21 protein-coding genes are annotated in these 21,301 nt (G+C 69.1%); 10 read left to right on the forward strand and 11 right to left on the reverse strand.

Annotation, left to right across the window (positions count from 1 at the left end; all coding sequences use genetic code 11):
* The first annotated feature begins 36 nt into the window (after positions 1-36).
* Positions 37-645 (forward strand): hypothetical protein, encoded by a 609-nt coding sequence (locus ACODSY_RS13015; RefSeq protein ID WP_488952172.1) that lies wholly within the window; start codon positions 37-39, stop codon positions 643-645.
* Positions 646-794: 149 nt separating this feature from the next.
* Here ACODSY_RS13015 and purM read toward each other — a convergent pair whose 3' ends face one another.
* On the reverse strand, positions 795-1,820 hold the full coding sequence (gene purM / locus ACODSY_RS13020) for a phosphoribosylformylglycinamidine cyclo-ligase (protein ID WP_488952173.1): 1,026 nt from the start codon (positions 1,818-1,820) through the stop codon (positions 795-797).
* 77 nt (positions 1,821-1,897) lie between these two features.
* On the opposite strand from purM, the gene rnd reads away from it, so the two are divergent.
* Complete coding sequence (gene rnd, locus ACODSY_RS13025) at positions 1,898-3,076, forward strand: ribonuclease D (RefSeq protein WP_488952174.1); 1,179 nt, start codon at positions 1,898-1,900, stop codon at positions 3,074-3,076.
* Positions 3,077-3,560: 484 nt separating this feature from the next.
* Here rnd and ACODSY_RS13030 read toward each other — a convergent pair whose 3' ends face one another.
* The 6 genes from ACODSY_RS13030 to ACODSY_RS13055 all read right to left on the reverse strand — a co-directional run bounded on the left by ACODSY_RS13030 (position 3,561) and on the right by ACODSY_RS13055 (position 11,475).
* Positions 3,561-5,063 carry a Ppx/GppA phosphatase family protein gene (locus tag ACODSY_RS13030; RefSeq protein WP_488952175.1) on the reverse strand — a complete coding sequence of 501 codons (1,503 nt, stop codon included), beginning with the start codon at positions 5,061-5,063 and terminating at the stop codon, positions 3,561-3,563.
* Positions 5,044-7,263 (reverse strand): RNA degradosome polyphosphate kinase, encoded by a 2,220-nt coding sequence (locus ACODSY_RS13035; protein ID WP_488952176.1) that lies wholly within the window; start codon positions 7,261-7,263, stop codon positions 5,044-5,046. The genes ACODSY_RS13030 and ACODSY_RS13035 overlap by 20 nt, the downstream gene beginning before the upstream one ends.
* 18 nt (positions 7,264-7,281) lie before the next feature.
* Complete coding sequence (locus tag ACODSY_RS13040; protein ID WP_488952177.1) at positions 7,282-8,907, reverse strand: CYTH and CHAD domain-containing protein; 1,626 nt, start codon at positions 8,905-8,907, stop codon at positions 7,282-7,284.
* Between the two features lie 87 nt (positions 8,908-8,994).
* Entirely contained in the window at positions 8,995-9,639 is a 645-nt protein-coding gene (locus ACODSY_RS13045) for a P-loop NTPase family protein (protein WP_488952178.1), read from the reverse strand.
* Positions 9,640-9,726: 87 nt separating this feature from the next.
* Positions 9,727-10,494, reverse strand: a complete 768-nt coding sequence (locus tag ACODSY_RS13050) for an arginyltransferase (protein WP_488952179.1) — start codon at positions 10,492-10,494, stop codon at positions 9,727-9,729.
* Positions 10,495-10,569: 75 nt separating this feature from the next.
* Positions 10,570-11,475, reverse strand: a complete 906-nt coding sequence (locus ACODSY_RS13055; protein ID WP_488952180.1) for a flagellar motor protein MotB — start codon at positions 11,473-11,475, stop codon at positions 10,570-10,572.
* A 63-nt stretch (positions 11,476-11,538) separates the two neighbouring features.
* Between ACODSY_RS13055 and ACODSY_RS13060 the strand changes: the two genes are divergently transcribed.
* Entirely contained in the window at positions 11,539-12,069 is a 531-nt protein-coding gene (locus ACODSY_RS13060) for a GNAT family N-acetyltransferase (protein ID WP_488952181.1), read from the forward strand.
* 60 nt (positions 12,070-12,129) lie between these two features.
* A complete protein-coding gene (locus tag ACODSY_RS13065) occupies positions 12,130-12,993 on the forward strand; it encodes an alpha/beta fold hydrolase (RefSeq protein ID WP_488952182.1) in 864 nt (287 codons plus the stop codon).
* Here ACODSY_RS13065 and ACODSY_RS13070 read toward each other — a convergent pair.
* Entirely contained in the window at positions 12,953-13,366 is a 414-nt protein-coding gene (locus ACODSY_RS13070) for an NUDIX hydrolase (RefSeq protein WP_488952183.1), read from the reverse strand. The two genes, ACODSY_RS13065 and ACODSY_RS13070, sit on opposite strands and share 41 nt — an antisense overlap.
* Positions 13,367-13,394: 28 nt before the next feature.
* Between ACODSY_RS13070 and ACODSY_RS13075 the strand changes: the two genes are divergently transcribed.
* Positions 13,395-14,273, forward strand: a complete 879-nt coding sequence (locus ACODSY_RS13075) for an SMP-30/gluconolactonase/LRE family protein (protein ID WP_488952184.1) — start codon at positions 13,395-13,397, stop codon at positions 14,271-14,273.
* Here the strand turns inward: ACODSY_RS13075 and hemB are convergent.
* Together hemB and ACODSY_RS13085 are read right to left on the reverse strand one after the other, a co-directional pair.
* Positions 14,270-15,286: a porphobilinogen synthase gene (gene hemB / locus ACODSY_RS13080; protein ID WP_488952185.1), complete on the reverse strand. Its 1,017-nt coding sequence runs from the start codon at positions 15,284-15,286 to the stop codon at positions 14,270-14,272. The two genes, ACODSY_RS13075 and hemB, sit on opposite strands and share 4 nt — an antisense overlap.
* 39 nt (positions 15,287-15,325) lie before the next feature.
* A complete protein-coding gene (locus ACODSY_RS13085; RefSeq protein ID WP_488952186.1) occupies positions 15,326-15,943 on the reverse strand; it encodes a hypothetical protein in 618 nt (205 codons plus the stop codon).
* 105 nt (positions 15,944-16,048) lie between these two features.
* Between ACODSY_RS13085 and ACODSY_RS13090 the strand changes: the two genes are divergently transcribed.
* The 4 genes from ACODSY_RS13090 to mmsB are packed head-to-tail and all read left to right on the forward strand — an operon-like array spanning position 16,049 to position 19,928.
* Positions 16,049-17,188 (forward strand): acyl-CoA dehydrogenase family protein, encoded by a 1,140-nt coding sequence (locus tag ACODSY_RS13090; protein ID WP_488952187.1) that lies wholly within the window; start codon positions 16,049-16,051, stop codon positions 17,186-17,188.
* Positions 17,185-18,234 carry an enoyl-CoA hydratase/isomerase family protein gene (locus ACODSY_RS13095; RefSeq protein WP_488952188.1) on the forward strand — a complete coding sequence of 350 codons (1,050 nt, stop codon included), beginning with the start codon at positions 17,185-17,187 and terminating at the stop codon, positions 18,232-18,234. The genes ACODSY_RS13090 and ACODSY_RS13095 overlap by 4 nt, the downstream gene beginning before the upstream one ends.
* A gap of 38 nt (positions 18,235-18,272) precedes the next feature.
* Positions 18,273-19,022 (forward strand): class I SAM-dependent methyltransferase, encoded by a 750-nt coding sequence (locus tag ACODSY_RS13100; RefSeq protein WP_488952189.1) that lies wholly within the window; start codon positions 18,273-18,275, stop codon positions 19,020-19,022.
* An 18-nt stretch (positions 19,023-19,040) separates the two neighbouring features.
* Positions 19,041-19,928: a 3-hydroxyisobutyrate dehydrogenase gene (mmsB, locus tag ACODSY_RS13105; RefSeq protein WP_488952190.1), complete on the forward strand. Its 888-nt coding sequence runs from the start codon at positions 19,041-19,043 to the stop codon at positions 19,926-19,928.
* Here mmsB and ACODSY_RS13110 read toward each other — a convergent pair.
* Positions 19,925-20,266, reverse strand: a complete 342-nt coding sequence (locus ACODSY_RS13110) for a GFA family protein (RefSeq protein WP_488952191.1) — start codon at positions 20,264-20,266, stop codon at positions 19,925-19,927. The genes mmsB and ACODSY_RS13110 overlap by 4 nt on opposite strands.
* Positions 20,267-20,469: 203 nt before the next feature.
* Here ACODSY_RS13110 and hemA point away from each other — a divergent pair.
* Positions 20,470-21,301 (forward strand): 5-aminolevulinate synthase (gene hemA / locus ACODSY_RS13115; protein ID WP_488952192.1); only part of this gene is annotated, 832 nt, incomplete at its 3' end.

Consider the following 21,301-nt stretch of genomic DNA (forward strand, 5'->3'; position numbering starts at 1 on the left):
CTTCTGACGCACACGCCCCCTACATTCCCACCCGACATGTGGGACGCCCTCGACATCACCGAAGAAGAGGCCGCCGGCCTCGCGGAGATCGCGCGGCATGACCTGGAGCTGGCGCGGGACTTCGCGCGCCGGGCGCTGGCCGCCGAGGACAATGACGAGGCCAACCGGCTGGGGCGCAGCTATCAGCGCGCGGCGCGGTCGTATCGCCAGACGCTGGCGATCAAGGCGCGGCTGAAGCGCGACCTGGCCGCCGCCGCCCGCGTGCAGGCCGACATTCCGCCGCCAAAGCCGGGCGGGGCCGCCGTCGCGCGCCGGGTCGGCGAGCTGCGCACCGCGCTGATGCGCCTGAGCTGGGACGAGGCCGAGCGGCTGGAGATCGAGGGTGTCGAGGTGTCCGAGGCGGAAGTCGCTCGCGCCGCCTGCGAGGCGTTCGCCTGGCGGCGCGAGGGGATCGAGGTGGCCGTCACCGAGGCTTGCCTGAAATCCGATTTCGCCGCGATCCCGCTGGACGACGAGATCGCGCGCGTGGCGCTGGACCTGGGCTTCGCGCCGCAGGCCATCGCCCGCTGGCGCGAGCTGGCCGACCCGCCGCAGGCGGCGCTCGATGCGCAGGTCGAGGAGCTCGACTGGGAAAGCTCGGCGTGACCGTCCCTCCCTTAATGGGGAGGGACAGCTCGCCGGAGGCGAGCAGGGTGGGGCTGTGTGGTGCGAAAACGCGGAGGAGGGGGAGGATCGAAGTCTCCCCACCCTGGCCGCTGCGCGGCCTGTCCCTCCCCATTAAGGGAGGGACGGTGCTAGGCCGTCGCCAGTTCGCCCACCACGAAGGCGTCCTCGCCGTCGCGCACCAGGCCTTCCAGCACGTCGGGCAGGTCGTGCGGATCGACGATCAGCACCAGGCCGAGGCCGCAGTTGAACGTCCGGCGCATCTCCTGCTCCGAGACGCCGCCCGTCTTGGCCAGCCAGTCGAACACCGGGGGCAGGGCCCAGGCGTTCCAGTCGAAGCGCGGGACCAGGCCGTCGGCGATGGCGCGCGGCGGGTTCTCCACCAGGCCGCCGCCGGTGATGTGGGCCAGGCCCTTGATGCGGCCGGCCTTCAGGTGCGGCAGCACGGTCTTGATGTAGATCCGCGTCGGCTCCAGCAGCGCCTGGGCCAGGGTCTTGCCCTCGGCGAACGGGGCGGGGGCGTCCCAGCTGAGGCCCGAGCGCTCGACGATGCGGCGGATCAGCGAATAGCCGTTGGAGTGCGGGCCGGACGAGCCCAGGCCCACCAGGATGTCGCCGGCCCTCTGGTCGCCCAGGCGCGGGATCACCTTGTCGCGGTCGACCGCGCCGACGCAGAACCCCGCCATGTCGTAGTCGCCCTCGGCGTACATGCCGGGCATCTCGGCCGTCTCGCCGCCCACCAGAGCGCAGCCCGCCTGGCGACAGCCCTCGGCGATCCCGGCCACCACCGAGGCGGCGGCCTCCACGTCCAGCTTGCCGGTGGCGTAGTAGTCCAGGAACATCAGCGGCTCGGCGCCCTGGGCCAGCAGGTCGTTGACGCACATGCCGACCAGGTCGATGCCGACGGTGCCGTGCATCCCGGTCTCGATGGCCACCTTCAGCTTGGTGCCGACGCCGTCCGTGGTGGTGACCAGCAGCGGGTCGTCGTAGCCGGCCGCCTTCAGGTCGAAGAGGGCGCCGAACCCGCCCAACGACGGTTCCGAGCCCGACCGGCGGGTGGATTTCGCCAGCGGCTTGATGCGCTCGACGAGCTCGTTTCCGGCGTCGATCGAGACGCCAGCCTGCGCATAGGTGAGACCGTTTGGCCGTTCGGACATTTACGAACCCGGACTTGGAGTGCAGAGAGACGCGCTTGCGGACTGGAGTCGTCCGCGCGCGGGGCTATAGCTGATTTATGACGCCTATCACTACCACCGCCGAACTCGCGGCGTTCTGCGACAAGATCAAGGGCCAGCCGTTCGTCGCCGTGGACACCGAGTTCATGCGCGAAACCACCTACTGGCCGAAGCTGTGCCTGATCCAGGCGGCGGCGCCGTCGGCCGAGGCCACGATCGATCCGCTGGCCGAGGGCCTGGATCTCGAACCGTTCCTGGCGATCATGCGGGACACGTCGATCCTGAAAGTCTTCCACGCCGCCCGGCAGGACGTGGAAATCTTCAACAACCTGCAGGCCATGCCCAGGCCGCTGTTCGACACCCAGGTCGCCGGCATGGCCGCGGGCTACGGCGAGCAGATCGCCTATGACGCCCTGGTCCGCCAGATGCTGAAGATCGAGCTCGACAAGTCCAGCCGCTTCACCGACTGGGCCCGCCGCCCGCTCACCGACAACCAGCTCACCTACGCCCTGGCCGACGTGACCCACCTGGCCAAGCTGTTCCCGATGTTGCGCGACCGGTTGCAGCGGGAAGGGCGCCTCGCCTGGGTCCAGGACGAGATGAACGACCTGACCGACCCGGCGAACTACGACGTCGAGCCGGAGAACGCCTGGCGGCGGCTGCGCCCGCGCCGGCACACCGCCAAGTACCTGGCCGTCTATCGCGCCGTCGCCGCCTGGCGCGAGCGCACGGCCCAGCTGCGCGACCAGCCGCGCGGCCGGATCCTCAAGGACGAGGCCATCGACGAGATCGCCACCCAGGCGCCGACCGACGCCGATGCGCTGGACCGCCTGCGCTCGGTGCCCAAGGGCTTCTCGGGCTCGCGCTTCGGGCCCGACCTGGTCGCCGCCATCCGCGAGGCGCTGAGGGATCCCGAGGCCTACGCCCCCGTGGTGGAGAAGCCGCGCCAGTCGGCCTCGCCGGCCGCCGGCGCCGTGGTCGAGCTGCTGAAGGTGCTGCTGAAGGCGCGCGCCGAGGAGGCCAACGTGGCCTCGAAGCTGATCGCCACCGTCTCCGACCTGGAGCAGATCGCCAACGACGACGAGGCCGACGTCGGCGCGCTCAAGGGCTGGCGCCGCGAGGCGTTCGGCGAGGACGCGTTGAAGCTCAAGAAGGGCGAACTGGCCCTGGTGCTCGACGGCTCCCGCGTCCGCGTCGTCGAAGTCCGCCGCGCCCCGCGAGCCGCCTCGGCCGGCTAAGCCGCGCGATCCTTGGGATAACTGCAAGCGCCTGATCGAACGACGGTTTCGGACGCTGTTATCCGACCGTCCACAGGTTCTGCACCGGCGGCGCCACGGACTCTTCACAGGGCCGCGCCAAGACAACGTTGCGGGCCGGCCGGTCTTAAGTGAACCTCTCCTTGCCGAGAGGAACTGCGGCGCGGCGGACCGGGCGACCGGAAGGCGAAGCGGGCAGGCGGCCTCTCCCGAGACGATGGTTCCGGGGCGACCCGGGATCGGAAGCGGAGGAGGGGCACGGGAGACGGATCCGAGCCGAGCTGGCTTGCCAGCGGAGCCTAGGACCCCCTCCCACCAGCAGGCGCAGATCCCCCAACGGATCTGTTTTAGAGGGCGGTGTTCCGGGCGACCGGGACGCCGCCCTCTTCATATGGGCCCTACGGTGGTGGTTCGATCGGATCGGCGCCGAAGGCCCGCGGGTGGGGATCGCCGCGCGCGATCCCTGCTAGCCCATCTCGAGTTTCAGCTTCAGCGCGTTCGCCAGGGTCTGGGCGCGGCGCGTGGTCTGCTCGCCCAGCAGCATGTCGCCCCAGTCGCCAAGCGCGGTGAGCGAGAGCCGGTCGCCGCGGATCGTCACGCTGGACCGCTCCAGCAGCCGCGGGTTGCGGGCCGACAGGTCCGAGCCCAGCCGGATCGCCGAGCCCAGGGCCCGGGCCCGCTGCCGGCGTTCGGGCGTCAGGATGCGGCCGACGGCGGTGGCGTCCGGCGGCTGCGGCGCGGCCGAGTGCCGGGCGAAGGCGACGTTGGCCAGGAAGGCCCGCTCGGCATGGTTCATGCCGGCGAGCGGCGCCCGCAGCACCTGTTCGAAGGCGAGGTCGGCGCGATGGTCCGGATGCAGGAAGGCTCCCAGGTCGGCCAGGCGGCAGGCGGCGGCCATCAGCACGCCGTCGCGCTCGCCGAACAGCGGCGGCAGCTTCTCGAACAGCGGCCCGACCCAGGCCTCCAGCGCCTGGCCCAGGCCCGGCGAGAGCCCGCGGTGCGCCGTCAGCGCCTCGCAGCCCTCGATCAGCGGATCCAGCTGCCGCACCTCGGGCGTCATGCCTTCCAGCAGCAGGCCCTCGCGCACGCCATAGGCCGAGATCACCAGCCGCTCCACGCCCAGCCGCTCGATCAGCCGCTCCAGCACCGCGGCGGCGTAGGGCAGGGTGTCGAACCGCTTCTTGGACAGCCCCTCGATGCCCTCCAGCGACGACCGCGACTGCCGCTGGACGAACCGCGCCAGCTCCAGCCCGTCGCCACGGCCGATCTCGTACTGGTGCGCCACGTGCAGCGGATAGTCCGCCAGCTGCATGTGCAGCAGGGCCAGGTTGCGCCAGGCGCCGCCGACCGCGTGGAACTCGGGGCTGGCGTATCGCGGCGCCAGCGGCGCCAGGTGGTCGTCGATCAGCCGCCGCGTCCGGTCCAGGTTGAGCGGCTTGGGCGCGCCCAAGGCGAACGGGCCCAGCGGCACGGTGACGCCCTCGATGTTCGAGAAGCTGTTCAGCCGCACGAGTTCGAGGCTGGAGCCGCCCAGGTCGCCCACCACACCCTCGGCGTCGGGTTGCCCGCAGACGACGCCCAGCGCCGCATAGCGCGCTTCTTCCTCGCCGGAGAGCACGCGCACGTCGAGGCCGGTCTCGTCCTTCACCCGCTTCAGGAAGGCCTTGCCGTCAGCCGCCTCGCGGACCGCGGCGGTGGCGCAGGCCGTCACCGAATCCGCGCGCCAGCCGTCCAGCGCGGCGCGGAACCGGCGCAGGGCGCCCACTGCGGCCTCCACGCCGTCGGGCGACAGGCGGCGCGTCGCGGTCAGGTCCTTGCCCAGCCCTGCGACGACCTTCTCGTTGTAGATGGTCCACAGCGCGCGCCCGTCGACGCGGTAGATCACCAGGCGGACCGAGTTGGATCCGACGTCGATGACGGCGGCCTGGCGGCCTTCGGGGCGGGTGTCGCTATCCTCGCGTGGCCACATTTTCGATCGCGCGCGGCATGTCTTTCACCTTCTGCCCGCGACCGGAAAGGCTCGGATTGGTCATGAAATACTCGTGCGCCGAAAAGGCGTTCGGGTGGTCCCAGGCAGGATCACGCCTATAGCGGCCGTCGGCGTCGAGGGTCCAGCTTTGCGCTTCGTCCTTGAGGTTCGCGAGCATGATCTGTTGCAGAACCTGCTGGTGCACGGTCGGGTTCTCGATGGGCGTCATGACCTCGACGCGGCGGTCGAGGTTGCGCGGCATCCAGTCGGCCGACGACATGTAGAGGCGGGCATGGTGCGACGGCATGGGGTGGCCGTTGGCGAAGGCCACGATCCGCCCGTGCTCCAGGTAGCGGCCCACGATCGACTTGACCCGGATGTTCTCGGACAGGCCCGGGACGCCCGGCCGCAGGCAGCAGATGCCGCGGATGACCAGGTCGATGGACACGCCGGCCTGGCTGGCGGCGTAGAGGCCGTCGATGATCTCGGGGTCGACCAGCGAGTTCATCTTGGCCCAGATCGCCGAAGGCTTCCCGGCCTTGGCGTTCTCCGCTTCCTGGCCGATCAGGCGCAGCAGGTCTCGCTTCATGGTGACGGGCGAGAACGAGAGGCGCTCCAGGCCCACGGGCTGGGCGTAGCCCGTGATGAAGTTGAACAGCTTGGCCGCATCGCGGCCGAACGGCGGCTCGGTCGTGAACAGCGACAGGTCCGTGTAGATGCGCGCGGTGATCGGGTGGTAGTTGCCGGTGCCGAAGTGGCAGTAGCTGCGCAGGTGCTCGCCCTCGCGGCGCACCACGGTCGACAGCTTGGCGTGGGTCTTCCACTCGATGAAGCCGTAGACGACGTGCACCCCGGCGCGTTCCAGGTCGCGGGCCCACTTCAGATTGGCTTCCTCGTCGAAGCGCGCCTTGATCTCGATGAGCGCGGTGACGTTCTTTCCGTTCTCGGCCGCCTCGATCAGGGCCGCGACGATCGGGCTGTCCTTCGATGTGCGGTAGAGCGTCTGCTTGATGGCCAGCACGTTGGGGTCGCGGGCCGCCTGGCGCAGGAACTGGACCACCACGTCGAAGCTCTCGAACGGATGGTGGACCAGGATGTCCTTCTCACGGATCGCCGCGAAGCAGTCGCCGCCGTGGTCGCGGATCCGCTCGGGAAAGCGGGCCTCGAAGGGCTTGAACTTCAGGTCCGGCCGATCGGCCGGGATGAGCTGGCTGAGTTCGTCCAGGCCCAGCAGGCCATCCATGACGATGATGTCTTCGGGATTGGCGTGCAGGCTGCCTGAGATGAAGCCTCGGAGATCTTCCGGCGTCGACGCCTCGAGCTCCACGCGGACAACGGACCCCAGGCGGCGCTGCTTGAGGCGCGCTTCGAACTCGCGGACCAGGTCCTCCGCCTCTTCCTCCATCTCCACGTCCGAGTCGCGGATCAGGCGGAACACGCCCTGTTCCTCGATCTCGCAGTCGGGGAACAGATGGTCGAGGAAGAGCGTGACCATGCTCTCGAGGGAGATGACCCGCCGTTGCGACTTTCGCCGCGTCGCCTGGCGGCCGGGCGCCACATCCCAGAACCGGGCCACCTGCGCCGGCAGGGGCGCGAGGGCGTAGAGCTGCCGGCCGTCCGAGATTCGGCGGATCTTGAGGACCAGCGAGAAGGCCAGGTTCGGGATGAACGGGAACGGGTGGGCGGGGTCGATGGCGAGCGGGGTGAGGACGGGGAAGAGTTCGTTCAGGAAGCGCTGCTCGAGGCTGGCCCGCTCGGCGGCCGTCACCTCGTCGGCCGAGATGTAGCGGAGCCCTTCGCCGGCCAGTTCGGCGCAGAGTTCGCGCCAGCGGGTCTGCTGGTCGGCCATCAGTTCGCTGGCGGTCTCGTTGACCCGCAGCAGCTGCTCGGCCGCGGTGAGCCCGTCCTGGCTGACCGCCCGAACGCCCTCGCGCACCTGGGCTTTCAGGCCCGCGACGCGGACCATGTAGAATTCGTCGAGGTTGTTGGCGCTGATGGCCAGGAACCGCAGCCGCTCCAGCAAGGGGTGGCGCGGGTTCATGCTCTCGGCCAGGACTCGGCGGTTGAAGGCCAGCCACGAAAGTTCGCGGTTGAAGAACCGCGCCGGCGATTTGGCGAGATCCTCCGCCGCCACGGGCGCGGCCTCGGCGGGCGCCGGGGCCTGAGCGCTCAGCGGTGCGACGTCGTTGGGCGGTGGCATCCTGATTCCCTGGCTGCGTCAGACACTGCGCAAGCGTGCTCGGGAAAGGTTAAGGCCGTCATTGCGGCTGTCTGAAGACGACCAGAACGGCTTCATGCTCCGAAACGCCTTCAGCGCCTTGTTGGCCGCGTGGATGACCGCGTCTTCCTCACCCGTGAGCCGCCCGACTTCCAGGCCTGCGGCGAAGGCCAGCTCACCGGAGCGGCGCCCGACGGCGCGTATCGCGACGGCGCGAGCCACGGCCATGTCGTTCAGCTCTCCCAACTGATCCTGCAGCGCCTTGAGGGCGATCACGAAGCGCTGGCGGCGCTTGGGGTGCTTTGGGAAGGCTTCTCCGAAAAAGGCGGCGGCGTAGCGCAGCTTCTTCGCCTGTTTGCGCAGGTCGTGCCGGGCCGCGGCGTCGATCTTCAGGAATTTGCGTGACCGGCGCTTCACCCGGCGGTCGAGCTTGTCGAGGATCGGCGCGGCGAGGGCGACGGCGGGGCCTTCGCGCAGGGCGCGCTGTTCGTCGTTGGCCAGTCGGCGCCAGCCGCCGATTTCGATCCACTCGCCCAGCATGAACAGCAAGGCGCGGAACCGTTCGGACCGTACGGCCGCCAGCGCCCGCTCGTAGGCGTCTGCCTGGGCGATCCGCAGGGCGCGGAAGAAGGCGGCGCGGCCCGGGCTTTCCTCGATCTCGTCGGGTGTCGCCGCGCGCTGGAGGAAGACGTCGATGTCGCGAGCTTCGGCGAGTTCGGCCGCGAGCCAGCGAGTCTCGGTGCGGGCCGCGTTCAACCCCTCCGGGTCCAGCATGGCCTTGAAAACGGATAGGCCCGCCCGTAGCCGCCGCAGCCCGACCCGCATCTGGTGCAGGACGTCGGGATTGTGCGCGCGCTGCAGCAGCCGCGCATTGCCCGCGATCTGAACCAGCGCGTCGCGGGCGATGAGCTGAAACGCCTCGGCGCCGGTCGTTTCCGGCGTGACCGGGGAGGTCTGCGCCCGGAGAGCGGCGACGCCATCATGGCCGGCCAGCCGATAGCCGCGCTCGGCCTTGCTCTCGAAGGACAAGGTGAGGTGCGCAAGCGACTGCAGGTGGCGAGCCAGGTCGAAGAGGTCCTGCGGCGAGCCGGCCAGCAGCTCCAGCTCCATCTCGGCGATCGCGTCCTGGCGTTCGCCCGCCACGATCAAGCCGGTGTCGAACACGACCTCGACCCGCGTGCCCCCCTTGGTCCAAATGTGCGCGCGCCGCTCCACCTCGACCATAAAGGCCGGCGAAAGCGGGGCGTCGCCGATGGCGGCCAGGACGGGCGTGCCCGCCAGCGCCGAAAGCTCCAGGTCGGGGCCGTCGACCTGTTGTTCCCATTCGTCGCGTTCAAACAGGCCGCCGGAGCCGCGGTGCTTGAGCGTCTGGACGTAGGTGTCGCCTTTGCGACGCACCCGTAGGCTGAAGCCGCCGTCGCGCAGCGCGTGGGCGGCCGTGTCGAAATAGACGGCGTGAAGTTGCGAGACGGAGGCCTTGTCGAGAGGGAAGACCTCTCCCTGCAGCGCCTCGACGGCGCCGGCGCCGAGCTGGAACTTGAGCTCCAGCTCCGGGGCGGCCTTGGCCGGGTTCCGCGCGAGCATGCGGCGGGTCTCGGGAACGTGGCCGGTGCGCCACGCGGACAAACCACTGCCGGAAAACGAATCGCTTTGTCTATCGCGCCGCGAAAGATTCTTGCGGCTACGGGCGCGCGGGGCGCGACTTCGGGCGGATCAACCCTCCAGAATCTGGCGGGCGAGAACGCGGGTCACCGGCCGAAAGCCCGCATCACCCGCCTCGTCCAGCCGTCGCACGATCTCGGCGGCGTCGGGGATCGATCGGCTCATGCGGGCGAGAAGGTAGGGGTAGACCTCCTCCGGCGGCCGGATGTTCCGCTCGCGAAAGAACTTGCGCAGGACACCTTCCAGGACCGCGTCGTCAGGCGGGCCGATCTCGGCGACCGGCAGTGCGTTGAGCCGTGAGCGAAGGTCGGGCAGGGCGGTGGACCAGGCGACGGGCGCGGTCCTTCCGGTCAGGAGCAGGCCGCCGCCGGGGCGGGCTGCCAGGTTGATGAGGTGGAACAGCCCTTCCGCGGCCGCGACGCGGTCGGCATCTTCCAGAAGTACGGGCCGGCCCGCGGCCGCCTCGGCGTCAGGTGCGTCGGCCGTGAGAATCAGCGCGCCGGCCGCCTCCGCCCAGGCGCGCGCCAGGTAGCTCTTGCCGGCCCCCATCGGCCCGACCAGGGCAAGGCAGCCGTCGCGCCAGGCAGGCCAGGCGCGCACGGCGTCGGCCGCGTCGGCGTTTGACGGCCCGCGCACGAAATCCGCGAAGGAAGGCTGGGCCTCGCGCCCCAGGCTCAGCCGAAGCTGCTTCGCCATGCGTCTTTTCGGATGGATGATGTCACGGGCGGAGTTCTAGGCCCGGCGAACGCGGAGCGCCACAGGCGCCCGCCCCCCGTCCCCAGTTCAGATGTGTCCGTCGAGGTTGTTGAGCTCGCGCGCCGAGGCGAGGGTCCAGCCATCGGGCTTCAGCAGTTCGATGGGGCTGAAACGGACCTTGTAGTCCATCTTCTCGGAGCCGCGGACCCAATAGCCCAGATAGACGTAGGGCAGTTGGGTCAGCCCCGCCTGGATCACGTGGTCCAGGATCGCGAACGAACCCAGGCTGCGCCGCGACAGGGTGGGATCGTAGAAGCTGTAGACCAGCGACAGGCCGTCGCTCATCAGGTCGACAAGGGCGCAGGCGATCAGATCGCCGGGTCCGCCGTCCTTCGAGCGCACTCGATATTCGATGATGTGGGTGCGGACCGCCGTGTCCTCGACCATGGCGACGTAGTCGGGCCAGGTCATTTCGGCCATGCCGCCGTCGGCGTGGCGGGCCAGGAGATAGCGGCGGAGCAGGTCGAACTGCTCCATGGTCGCTTCCGCCTCGACCAGATGGCGTTCGACGTCTTCGTTCCGCGAGAGGATCTTTCGCTCGGAGCGCGAGAAGACGTAGTCCGCAGCCGGAATCCGCGCCGACACACAGGCCGAGCAGGCTTCACACGCGGGGCGGTAGGCGATGTTCTGCGACCTGCGGAAGCCCACCTGGGTCAGGCTGTCGTTGACGGCCGCGCCGTCGGACAGCGGCAGGTGTGCGAAGACTTTCCGCTCGAACCGCTCGGGCAGGTACGGACACGGCGACGGCGCGGTCAGGAAGAACCGGAGCTGTCGGGTCGGGAAGTGCTGCGTCACGGACCGGATGTCGCTTTCGAAACAAAACGCCTGATAGGATTAGGCGTCATGCCGCGCCGGTAAGCAAGGCGTCCTTTAGAGCCCCGGGTTCGGCGGCAGCACGGGCGCCTCACGCAACAACACGATGGCGATCCGTCGGTTGCCGGGCAGCATCGGGTCGTCCGGATAGAGCGGCTCGGAGCTCGCCTTGCCGGACACCTGATAGACGCGATCCCCTTCGACGCCGGCGCCCTGCAAGACCCCGCGCGAGGCGTCGGCGCGGGCCGCGGAGAGCTGCCAGTCGCTGGCCGGCTTGATCCCGCCGGAGCTGGCGCTGGTGTGGCCGTAGATGCTGATCCGGTTGGGCAGCTGGTTGATCACCTTGGAGATCGCGCGCAGCAGCAGCTTGGCCCGGTCGTTCGGCTGGGCCGAGCCCTGGTTGAACATCGAGCGGCCTTCCTGGTCGATCAGCTGGATGCGCAGGCCTTCCGGCGTCTCGTCGATGATGATGTTCTTAGACAGTTCGGCCAGTTCGGGCATCGACTGCAGGGCCTGGCGCAGGGACTGGGCCGCCGACGCGAACGACGCGGCCTCGCGCGCCTGCTCGGCCTCGGCCTGCGAAGCCGCCGCGCCGGTTTCCGGGTGCTGGGGCTTGCTGCCGTCCTTCGAGTCGCCGTCGTTGGGGTTCTCGGACGACGGCGCCAGCTCCTCGATGACGTCGCTGGAGCCTGCGCTCTTGGAGCCGTCGTTGCCGAGGGCCGAACCGGCGAGGATGCCGCCCGCGCCGGACATGGTCTGCGAGACGCTGGCGGGGGCGAAGTAGTCCGCGATCCCGCGCTTCTGCTCCGGGCTGGTCGTGTTGATCAGCCACATGAGGAGGAAGAAGGCCATCATGGCGGTCACGAAGTCGGCGTACGCGACCTTCCAGGCGCCGCCGTGGTGGCCTGCGCCGCCGCCCTTCTTGACCTTCTTGATTACGATGGGCTGGTCGCCGACCGCCATGGTTCACCCGGGTTAACGCTGATTCCGAAGCAAACTGCGGCGAGCGCGTTAAGATGACGTTTCGTGCTGCGTGCGGAGGGAAAACTGGTGACGGTGCTGGAGACCAAGAGGCTGATCCTGCGGGAGGTGGAGGAGACGGACGCGCCGTTCGTCCTCGAACTCCTGAACTCGCCCGGCTTCCTGGAGAACATCGGCGATCGTGGTGTCCGGACCGAGGACGAGGCGCGTGCGTACATCGTCGAACGGGTCATCGGCAGCTATCGCGCGCATGGCTTCGGCATGTGGCTGACCATCCAGAAGCTCGACCAGACCGCCGTGGGACTGGCCGGGCTGGTGAAGCGCGACGGATTGGACGTGCCCGACGTCGGCTACGCCTTCGCGCCGCGGGTCTGGGGCCAGGGCTACGCCCAGGAGGCCGCCGGCGCCGTGCTGGCGCACGCCCAGGGGCCGCTCGGCATCCCGAAGCTGGCGGCGATCACGACGCTGGAGAATTTCGCCTCCATGGCGGTGCTGCGGAAGATCGGCTTCGCCGACCAGGGTACGATCCAGCTTCCCGGGATCGACCGGGAGAGCACCTACTTTACCGTCGGCTAAGGGGCTTCGCCTCCGCCACGGCAACGCTCTAGCATCGCCCCGCAGTTGTGGGAGGGCGGTATGCAGACACGGTTCGTAGAGGCCAACGGATTCCGGTTCGCCGTGGATGAAGCCGGGGCGGGCGACCACCTCGCGCTGTGCCTGCATGGCTTCCCGGAGAGCCGCTTTTCGTGGCGCTACCAGCTGCCGCTGCTGGCCGAGATGGGCTACCGCGTCTGGGCGCCGGACCTGCGGGGCTATGGCGAGACCGAGCCCAAGCCGAAGGACGTCCCCGCGTACCTGATCGACCGGTTGATGGAGGACGTCGCCGCGCTGATCGACGCGAGCGGCGCCAAGACGGTCACCCTGATCGGCCACGACTGGGGGGCGGGGCTGGCCTGGACCTTCGCCGCCAACGCTCCGCGGCCGCCGGAGCGGCTGGTGATCATGAACGTGCCGCACCCTGGCGTGATGAGCGCCCACCTGCGCCGGTCATGGGCCCAGCTGAAGAAGAGCTGGTACATGTTCTTCTTCCAGCTTCCGGGCGTGCCGGAACGCGCCATGACGGCCAACGACGCGCGCGCCATCCGCCGCGCCTTCTACGACATGGCCGTCGATAAGACCCACTTCACGCCCGACGTGCTCGATCGCTACGCGAAGGACGCCCAGCGGCCTGGAGCCATTCGAGGCATGATCAACTGGTACCGCGCCGCGTTCCGCCTGCAGGGCAAGCTGGCGGGACCGTGGCCCATGATCGAGACCCCGACGCTGATCGTCTGGGGCGAGGAGGACGCCGCGCTGGGCATCGAGTTGCTCGACGGCACGGACCAATACGTCCGGGACCTCACCATCGAACGCTTGCCGGGCGTTTCCCACTGGGTGCAGCAGGAGGCGCCGGAGAAGGTCAATCCGATCCTGAGGGCGTGGCTCTCGACGCCGCGTTGAGAGCGGGCAGGATTTTCTGGGCCAGCAACGGAGCGATCGGAACGGCGGGCGGCCTGGCCGGATCGATCCAGAGCAGTTGCTCGATCTCGGCGCGGGCGACGATTTCGCCGTCGATCTCGACGACGTAGGCCGAAGACCGCACCGTGGTCGCAAGCTCGTTGGCGGCCGGGGCCTCGAACCGGCCCAGCGGAGCCGCCGACATGAGCCGCACGCCCAGTTCCTCGGCCAGCTCGCGGGCCAGGGCGGACAGGTCGTCCTCTCCCGGCTCAGGTTTCCCGCCTGGCAGCATGAAGCGTTCGGTCCCGCGTTTGCGTACGGTCAGCAGCCTTCCGGCGCCATCACGGATGACAGCGCCGACGACCTCAACGATCATCGCGGGAGACCTTGCGGCGAGAGGGACGATGGGACGCACGACGCGGGTTCTGACGGGCGGCATCTATTTCGGCGAAGGCCCCCGCTGGCATGACGGGCGGCTGTGGTTCAGCGACTTCTACGCCCATGCGGTGAAATCGGTGTCGCTGGCGGGCGATCTGCGGACCGAGTTCGAGATCGACGACCGACCCTCGGGCCTGGGCTGGGCGCCAGATGGCGCGATGCTGATCGTCTCGATGACCAGGCGCCAGCTCCTGCGCCGCGCGCCGGACGGGCGGATCGGCGTCCACGCGGACCTCGGCCATGTCGCGGCGTTCCATTGCAACGACATGGTGGTCGATTCCGCGGGCGGGGCCTACGTCGGCAACTTCGGCTTCGACCTGGACGCCGAGATCGCCGCGCGCGGCGTGCCCGACGTTCTGGCCAACCACCCGACCGCGAAGCTGGCTTATGTGGCGCCGGACGGGCGGGTCAGCGTGGCCGCCGAGGACATGCACTTTCCCAACGGCCCGGTGATCACGCCTGACGGCAGGACGCTGATCCTGGGCGAGACCCTGGGCGCGGTGCTGACCGCCTTCGAAATCGGACCCGGCGGCGCGCTCTCGAACCGGCGTGTCTGGGCGTCCACCTCGCCCGCCGTTCCGGACGGCATCTGCCTGGATGCGGACGGCGCGATCTGGATCGCCAATCCGATCGCGCCACAATGCATGCGGATCGCGGAGGGCGGCAAGGTGCTGGAGGTCATCGATACGGGCCAGCCCTGCTACGCCTGCATGCTGGGCGGTGACGATGGCCGGACGCTGTTCATGCTCACCGCGGCCAGTTCCGATCACGAGGCCGCCGCCGCCGCCCAGACCGGCAGGATCCTGGTGGCGGAGGTGGACAGCCCGCGCGCCGGTCGGCCCTAGGCGCCGAGCAGCCGCGCCGCGCGCGGCGCGAAGTAGGTGATGACCCCCGCCGCGCCGGCGCGCTTGAAGGCGCCCAGGCTCTCCAGGATCGAGCGCTCCTCGTCCAGCCAGCCGTTCTGGGCGGCCGCCATGATCATCGCGTACTCGCCCGAGACCTGGAAGGCGTAGGTCGGCATCGAGAAGGCGTCGACCACCTGGCGGACGATGTCGAGGTAGGGCATCCCCGGCTTGACCATCACCATGTCGGCCCCCTCGGCGATGTCGAGGGCCACCTCGCGCAGCGCCTCAGCGTGGTTGGCCGAGTCCATCTGGTAGGTCTTCTTGTCGCCCGGGTTGTCCACCGAGCCCGTCCCCAGTTTCCCCGACCCGATGGCGTCGCGGTAGGGACCGTAGAAGGCCGAAGCGTACTTGGCCGCGTAGGACATGATCATCACGTCCTGCAGGCCCTCGCTCTCCAGCGCGGTGCGGAGCGCGCCGACCCGGCCATCCATCATGTCGCTGGGCGCGAGGATGTCGCAGCCGGCCCTGGCCTGGACCAGCGCCTGCTTCACCAGCGCCTCGATGGTGGCGTCGTTGACGATCCGGCCGTTCTCCAGCAGCCCGTCGTGGCCGTGGTCGGTGAACGGGTCGAGCGCGACGTCGCACATGATGCCTACCTCGGGCGCGGCGTCCTTCATCGCCTTCACGGCGCGGCAGACGACGCCATCAGGATCGGCCGCGAGTCTGCCGCTGGCGTCCTTCTTGGCGCCGTCGATGTGCGGGAAGACGGCGATGGCGGGGATGCCGAGCGATCGGGCCTCCTTCGCGGCGGCGGCGCAATCCTTGACCGAGAGGCGGCTCACGCCCGGCATCGACGCGACGGGGATCTGGCCCTCGCCCTCGTGGACCACCATCGACCAGATCAGGTCGTTCGGGGTCAGTATGGTCTCCCGCGTGAGCCGCCGGATCCAGTCGGCCTGGCGCAGGCGGCGCATCCGAAGGGCGGGGTAGGCGGCGAGGGGCGCTTTGGTCATGCGCCGCGTTTGCACCCGCGAGGGCGGCTGGCGCAAGCCTTAGCAGCGGTGCAGGACGGCGCAGCCGATGCCTGGATAGCCAGATGCGCCCGGCGCATCGCGATAGCGCTTCAGGGCCTCGTTGCGCCGGGCCTCACGGGCGGCCGCGGTCTTGCCCTTCTGGGGGTCATAGAAGCGGGTCACGCTCTCGGCGATCTCGTCGACCTTGCGGCACGCCTTGCTCTCGCGTTTCGGATCCTTGAGCGGGTCGCAGGGCTGGAATTCATTGTAGTCAGGTTCACGGCGCGGCGGTGGGTTCGGGCCGTTGCGGTCGACCCGCCAGCGCGGATCGATGGCGATCCCAGGCGGCGCCGGCGTTCCTGCGATCGCACCTTCGCTCGAGGCGAGAGGCGGTCCGGCGCTCCGCTGCGGGACGGCAGTTGAGGCGCGTCCGGCCGCCGGCTTAGGCGAGGCCCGCGCCTTTAGCGGCGCCGGAGGAGGCAATCGGACAAGTTGGACATTTACGGCCGGCGCTTCGGCTCGCCATTCGGTGACCGCCCGCTTCAGGCCGAACCAGCCAAGCACCACCAGGTGCAGCGAGGCGGATAGGAGGAACGCCAGGGACCAGCCGTGCCGGCCCGCCACCGCCCGTCGCGCCGATCTCGCCCGGGTCGTCATATCCGCGTCCCCCCACTGGAAGTGGAGCTTGGGAAAGCGACGCTCGTGTGGCGCTGCCGCGGCGGACGATTGACACCCCGCACGCCGCGCGCTCAACCCCGGGCCATGGATTTCGACCTTAACGAAGACCAGCGCGCGATCGAGGACGCCGCCCGCGCCTTCGCCGCCGCCGAACTGGCCCCGCACTCGGCCCGCTGGGACGAGGACAAGACCCTGGACCGCGACGTGCTGCGCGCCGCGGCAGAGCTGGGTTTCGCCGGCCTTTACGTGCAGGAGGATGTCGGCGGCTCGGCCCTCTCGCGCCTGGACGCCTCCATCGTCTTCGAGCAGCTCAGCTACGGCGACGTTTCGACCGCCGCCTTCATCTCGATCCACAACATGGCGTCCTGGATGATCGATCGGTTCGGTTCGGACGATCTGCGCCGCCGCTTCCTGCCCAGGCTCACGACGATGGAGCTCGTGGCGTCCTACTGCCTGACGGAGCCCGGCTCGGGGTCCGACGCGGCGGCCCTGAAGACCACGGCGCGCAAGGATGGCGACCAGTATGTCCTGAACGGCTCGAAGGCCTTCATCTCGGGCGCCGGCTTCTCTGACGTCTACGTCGTAATGGCGCGAACGGGAGGCGAGGGCGCCAAGGGCGTGTCGGCCTTCGTCGTCGAGAATGGGACGCCGGGCCTGTCGTTCGGCGCCCAGGAGCGAAAGATGGGCTGGAACGCCCAGCCCACCGCGCAGGTGAACTTCGACGACTGCCGCGTCTCGGAGGCCAATCGGATCGGCGGGGAGGGCGAGGGCTTCAAGTTCGCCATGGCCGGCCTGGACGGCGGTCGGATCAACATCGCCTCGTGCTCGCTGGGCGGCGCGGGCCTAGCCCTCGACACCGCCCGCGAATACCTCGCCACGCGCAAGCAGTTCGGCCAGGCGCTGAAGGAGTTCCAGGGCCTGCAGTGGCGGCTGGCGGACATGGCCACCGAGCTGGACGCGGCCCGCCTGATGGTGCGCCGCGCGGCGCACGCGCTGGACAACAAGAACCACAAGGCGACGCAGTACTGCGCCATGGCCAAGCGCTTCGCCACGGACGCCGGCTTCGAGGTGGCCAACCAGGCGCTGCAGCTGCACGGCGGCTACGGCTATCTGCGCGACTATCCGCTGGAGCGGATCGTGCGCGACCTGCGCGTCCACCAGATCCTCGAAGGCACCAATGAGATCATGCGCGTGATCACCGCGCGGGAGCTGTTCCGGGCATGAGCGAGCCAGAAGTCCTCTGTCGCGTCGAAGGCAAGGTCGGGCGTATCACCCTGAACCGTCCGCAGGCGTTGCACGCCCTCACCACCAACATGTGCCGGCTGATGACCGACGCGCTGCTGGCGTGGCGGGACGATCCGAATGTCGAGCTGGTGCTGCTGGATCATTCCGGTGAGCGCGGTTTCTGCGCGGGCGGCGACATCCGGATGCTTGCGGACAGCGGGGCCGGCGACGGCAAGCTGGCGCGCGAGTTCTTCTTCGTCGAGTACCGTCTGAACCACCTGCTGTTCAACTATGCCAAGCCGCGCGTGGCGATCATGGACGGCGTCACCATGGGCGGGGGCGTCGGCCTCTCGCGCCCGTGCCGGTTCCGGGTGGCGACGGAGCGAACGACCTTCGCCATGCCCGAGACCGGGATCGGCCTGTTCCCGGACGTCGGCGGCGGCTGGTACCTGAGCCGGATGCCGGACCACCTCGGTCTCTGGCTCGCGCTCACCGGGGCGCGGATCAAGGCGGCCGATTGCGAACTGCTGCAGCTCGCCACGGACTATGTGGAAAGCGCCAGGATTCCCGACCTCAAGGCCGCCATCCTGGCCGAACCGCAGCGGGTCGAGGCGATCCTCACCGAGTTCGAGGGCGATGCCGGACGGCCCAGCCTGGCGCAGCATCAGGACGAGATCGCGCGCCTGTTCGCCGGCGACAGCGTCGAGGCCATCCTCGCGAAGCTGGAGGCGGCCGACACCGACTGGGCCCGCGAGCAGCTCAAGGTGATGGCGACCAAGTCGCCGCAGACCATGAAGGTGGCCTTCCGCCAGCTCCAGCTCGGCGCGAAGGCGAAGGACTTCGCCGAGAACATGGCCATGGAATACCGGATCGGCGCCCGCGTGGTTCAGCGGCACGACTTCCTGGAGGGGGTGCGCGCGGTGATCGTCGAGAAGGACAACGCGCCCAAGTGGAGTCCGCCGACGCCCTCGGACGTGGACGAGGCCACGTTGGACGCGATTTTCGCGCCCCTGCCTTCCGGCGAGGAGTGGTCGCCTCTACCTTGAGCAGAGGCGGCTGCGACCGGCCGCGGGAGGAACACCAGATGAAGACCAAGCTTCTGCTCGCGGCCGCCGCGGCGCTCGCCCTTTCGTCAGGCATGGCGGCGGCGGCCCCATCCGCCGCGATCACGGCCGCAGTCGCGGACAAGGGCCGGCCCGAGGCCGACACCAAGCGCGACGCGGACCGCAAGCCGGCCGAGATGCTGGACTTCGCTGGCGTGAAGCCCGGCGACAAGGTGGCCGACTTCATCCCGGGTGGCGGCTATTTCACCCGGATTTTCGCCAAGGCCGTCGGGCCCAACGGCAAGGTGTTCGCGGTGACCAATCCGCCGCCCGCCAACGCCACCGCACCGGCTCCGATCCTCGCGGTCGCCGCCGATCCGCAGTACGGGAACATCACCGTCGTCTCCACGGGAATCGGCAGCTTCAAGTTGCCGGAGCCGGTCGATGTGTTCTGGACATCCCAGAACTACCACGACCTCTACCTCACCCGGTTCAACCTGGATGTCCCCGGGGTCGTGAAGACGATCTATGAGGCCGTCAAGCCGGGCGGCGTCTTCATCGTCCTGGACCACGCGGCGGCGCCGGGCGCGGACGTCGTGCCGACGGCCAACACTATCCACCGCATCGACCCGGCGGCGGTCCGCAAGACCGTCGAGGCCGCCGGCTTCAAATACGAAGGCGAAAGCAAGGTGCTGGCGAACGCGTCCGACGATCACATGAAGAACGTGTTCGATCCGGCGCTGCGCGGCCACACGGATCAATTCGTCTACAAGTTCCGCAAACCGAAATAAGCCACTGAAGAGGTTCACATGACCCGCGTTGCGTTCATCGGCCTGGGCAATATGGGCGGCGGCATGGCCGCCAACCAGTCGAAGGCGGGGCGCGAGGTCATGGCCTTCGACCTTTCCGCGGCGGCGGTCGAGAAGGCGGTCGCGGCGGGATGCGCCAAGGCCCCTTCGGTGGCCGATGCGGTGAAGACCGCCGACGCCGTGATCACCATGCTGCCGGCTGGCCCGCACGTCCGCCAGGTGTACGCCGAGCAGATCCTGCCGAACGCGCCGAAGTCGGCCCTCCTAATCGACTCGTCGACGATCGACGTGGAGAGCGCGCGCGCCGTCGCCGCCCAGGCCAAGGCGGCGGGCTTCCGTTTCGCCGACGCGCCCGTTTCGGGCGGCACCGCCGCGGCCGACGCCGGCACGCTGGCCTTCATGGTCGGTTGCGACGAGGCCGACTTCGCCGCCGTCGAGGCGACGATCGAACCTATGTCGCGCGCCACGATCCGCGCGGGCGACCACGGAGCAGGGCAGGCGGCCAAGATCTGCAACAACATGGTCCTGGGCATCTCGATGATCGGCGTGTGCGAGGCCTTCGCCCTTGCCGAGAAGCTGGGGCTCGACGGTGAGCGCTTCTTCGAGATCGCCTCGAAGTCGTCGGGCCAGTGCTGGAGCCTGACCAGCTATTGCCCGTACCCGGGTCCGGTGCCGGCGGCGCCGTCGAATCGCAACTACGAGGGCGGGTTCGCCACCGCGATGATGTTGAAGGACCTCAAGCTGGCGCAGGAAGCGGCGGCCAAGGCGGGGGCGGCCACGCCGCTCGGCGCGACGGCGGAAGGCCTGTACGCCCTGTTCGACCGCCTAGGTGGCGGACCCAAGGACTTCTCGGCGATTCTCGAAATGCTGCGGGGCCGGAGCGTCTAGAGCGCCGCGCCGTCGAACTTCATCACCTGGATCGCGTCGAGGTCGGCGTCGGTGCAGCGCAGGTTGACCATGACCATCGTCGCGCCGCCCACCTCGCCCTCGGAGAACGGCGCACAGCCGCAGGTCGCGCAGAACCTGTGCTGAATCACGTGCTTGTTGAAGGTGTAGGTCGACAGCGCTTCCCGCGGCGTCTCCAATTGGAAGTCGCCGGGAGACATGGCGGCAAGCAAAGCCCCGCGCCGACGGCAGATCGAGCAGTTGCAGTCGATCGCCATGGCGGGCGTCTCACTGAACGAAAAGGCGATCCGGCCGCAGTGACAGCTTCCGCGAATGCTCATTGGGGTGCTCCTTTACCGCATTGACGTGCGAACCGGTCGCAAGCCGACAGCCCTACTCACGAATTCTGCAGAAAGGGTCACGAAAGTTGCAGGGGGTGCGACCTCTGAATTTATGGACAACGTGAAATCGCGGCGCCAAAAGGCGGACGTATTTCAGGGGCCGGGACGAGCGCGCTCCCAAGAACGCGCACCGGGAAAAGTCGATGGATTACAGGGAAGCCTTCCGCACCGCTCTGGACCGTGTTCGGTCGGAGGGACGTTACCGGGTCTTTGCGGACCTGAAGCGTCATCGTGGTGAGTTTCCGCGGGCGACGTGGACGCGAGCGGACGGTGAGACGCAGGACGTCACGGTGTGGTGTTCCAACGATTACCTGGGCCAGGGTCAGAACCCGGTGGTGCTGGATGCGATGCACCAGGCGATCGAGGAGGCGGGGGCTGGTTCGGGCGGCACGCGCAACATCTCGGGCACGACGCACTACCACGTGGAGCTGGAGGCCGAGCTGGCCGACCTGCACGGCAAGGAAGCGGCGCTGCTGTTCACCTCGGGCTATGTGTCGAACGAGGCGTCGCTGTCGACGCTGTACAAGATCCTGCCGGGGCTGATCGTCTTCTCGGACGAGCTGAACCACAATTCGATGATCTCGGGCATCCGGGCCGGCAAGCGCGAGCAGCGCCGGGTGTTCCGCCACAACGACCTGGAGCACCTGGAGCAGCTGCTGATCGAGGCCGATCCGGCTGCGCCGAAGGTGATCGCCTTCGAGAGCGTCTATTCGATGGACGGTGACATCGCCGACCTTCGGGGGACGGTGGCGCTGGCGAAGAAGTACGGCGCCATGACCTACCTCGACGAGGTGCACGCGGTGGGCATGTACGGTCCGCGCGGCGCGGGCGTGGCCGAGCGCGACGGGGTGATGGATCAGATCGACATCGTCGAGGGCACGCTGGGCAAGGCGTTCGGGGTCATGGGCGGCTACATCGCCGCCGACGAAGTGATCTGCGACGCCATCCGCAGCTGGGCCGACGGCTTCATCTTCA

This window comes from Phenylobacterium sp. FG114, assembly GCF_057809855.1.

Bases quoted from the DNA above. Each gene is read 5' to 3' on its own strand.
- ACODSY_RS13015 (WP_488952172.1), top strand. From the start codon at position 37: ATGTGGGACGCCCTCGACATCACCGAAGAAGAGGCCGCCGGCCTCGCG.
- purM (WP_488952173.1), bottom strand. From the start codon at position 1,820: ATGTCCGAACGGCCAAACGGTCTCACCTATGCGCAGGCTGGCGTCTCG.
- rnd (WP_488952174.1), top strand. From the start codon at position 1,898: ATGACGCCTATCACTACCACCGCCGAACTCGCGGCGTTCTGCGACAAG.
- ACODSY_RS13030 (WP_488952175.1), bottom strand. From the start codon at position 5,063: ATGTGGCCACGCGAGGATAGCGACACCCGCCCCGAAGGCCGCCAGGCC.
- ACODSY_RS13035 (WP_488952176.1), bottom strand. From the start codon at position 7,263: ATGCCACCGCCCAACGACGTCGCACCGCTGAGCGCTCAGGCCCCGGCG.
- ACODSY_RS13045 (WP_488952178.1), bottom strand. From the start codon at position 9,639: ATGGCGAAGCAGCTTCGGCTGAGCCTGGGGCGCGAGGCCCAGCCTTCC.
- ACODSY_RS13055 (WP_488952180.1), bottom strand. From the start codon at position 11,475: ATGGCGGTCGGCGACCAGCCCATCGTAATCAAGAAGGTCAAGAAGGGC.
- ACODSY_RS13065 (WP_488952182.1), top strand. From the start codon at position 12,130: ATGCAGACACGGTTCGTAGAGGCCAACGGATTCCGGTTCGCCGTGGAT.
- ACODSY_RS13070 (WP_488952183.1), bottom strand. From the start codon at position 13,366: ATGATCGTTGAGGTCGTCGGCGCTGTCATCCGTGATGGCGCCGGAAGG.
- ACODSY_RS13075 (WP_488952184.1), top strand. From the start codon at position 13,395: ATGGGACGCACGACGCGGGTTCTGACGGGCGGCATCTATTTCGGCGAA.
- hemB (WP_488952185.1), bottom strand. From the start codon at position 15,286: ATGACCAAAGCGCCCCTCGCCGCCTACCCCGCCCTTCGGATGCGCCGC.
- ACODSY_RS13085 (WP_488952186.1), bottom strand. From the start codon at position 15,943: ATGACGACCCGGGCGAGATCGGCGCGACGGGCGGTGGCGGGCCGGCAC.
- ACODSY_RS13090 (WP_488952187.1), top strand. From the start codon at position 16,049: ATGGATTTCGACCTTAACGAAGACCAGCGCGCGATCGAGGACGCCGCC.
- ACODSY_RS13095 (WP_488952188.1), top strand. From the start codon at position 17,185: ATGAGCGAGCCAGAAGTCCTCTGTCGCGTCGAAGGCAAGGTCGGGCGT.
- ACODSY_RS13100 (WP_488952189.1), top strand. From the start codon at position 18,273: ATGAAGACCAAGCTTCTGCTCGCGGCCGCCGCGGCGCTCGCCCTTTCG.
- mmsB (WP_488952190.1), top strand. From the start codon at position 19,041: ATGACCCGCGTTGCGTTCATCGGCCTGGGCAATATGGGCGGCGGCATG.
- ACODSY_RS13110 (WP_488952191.1), bottom strand. From the start codon at position 20,266: ATGAGCATTCGCGGAAGCTGTCACTGCGGCCGGATCGCCTTTTCGTTC.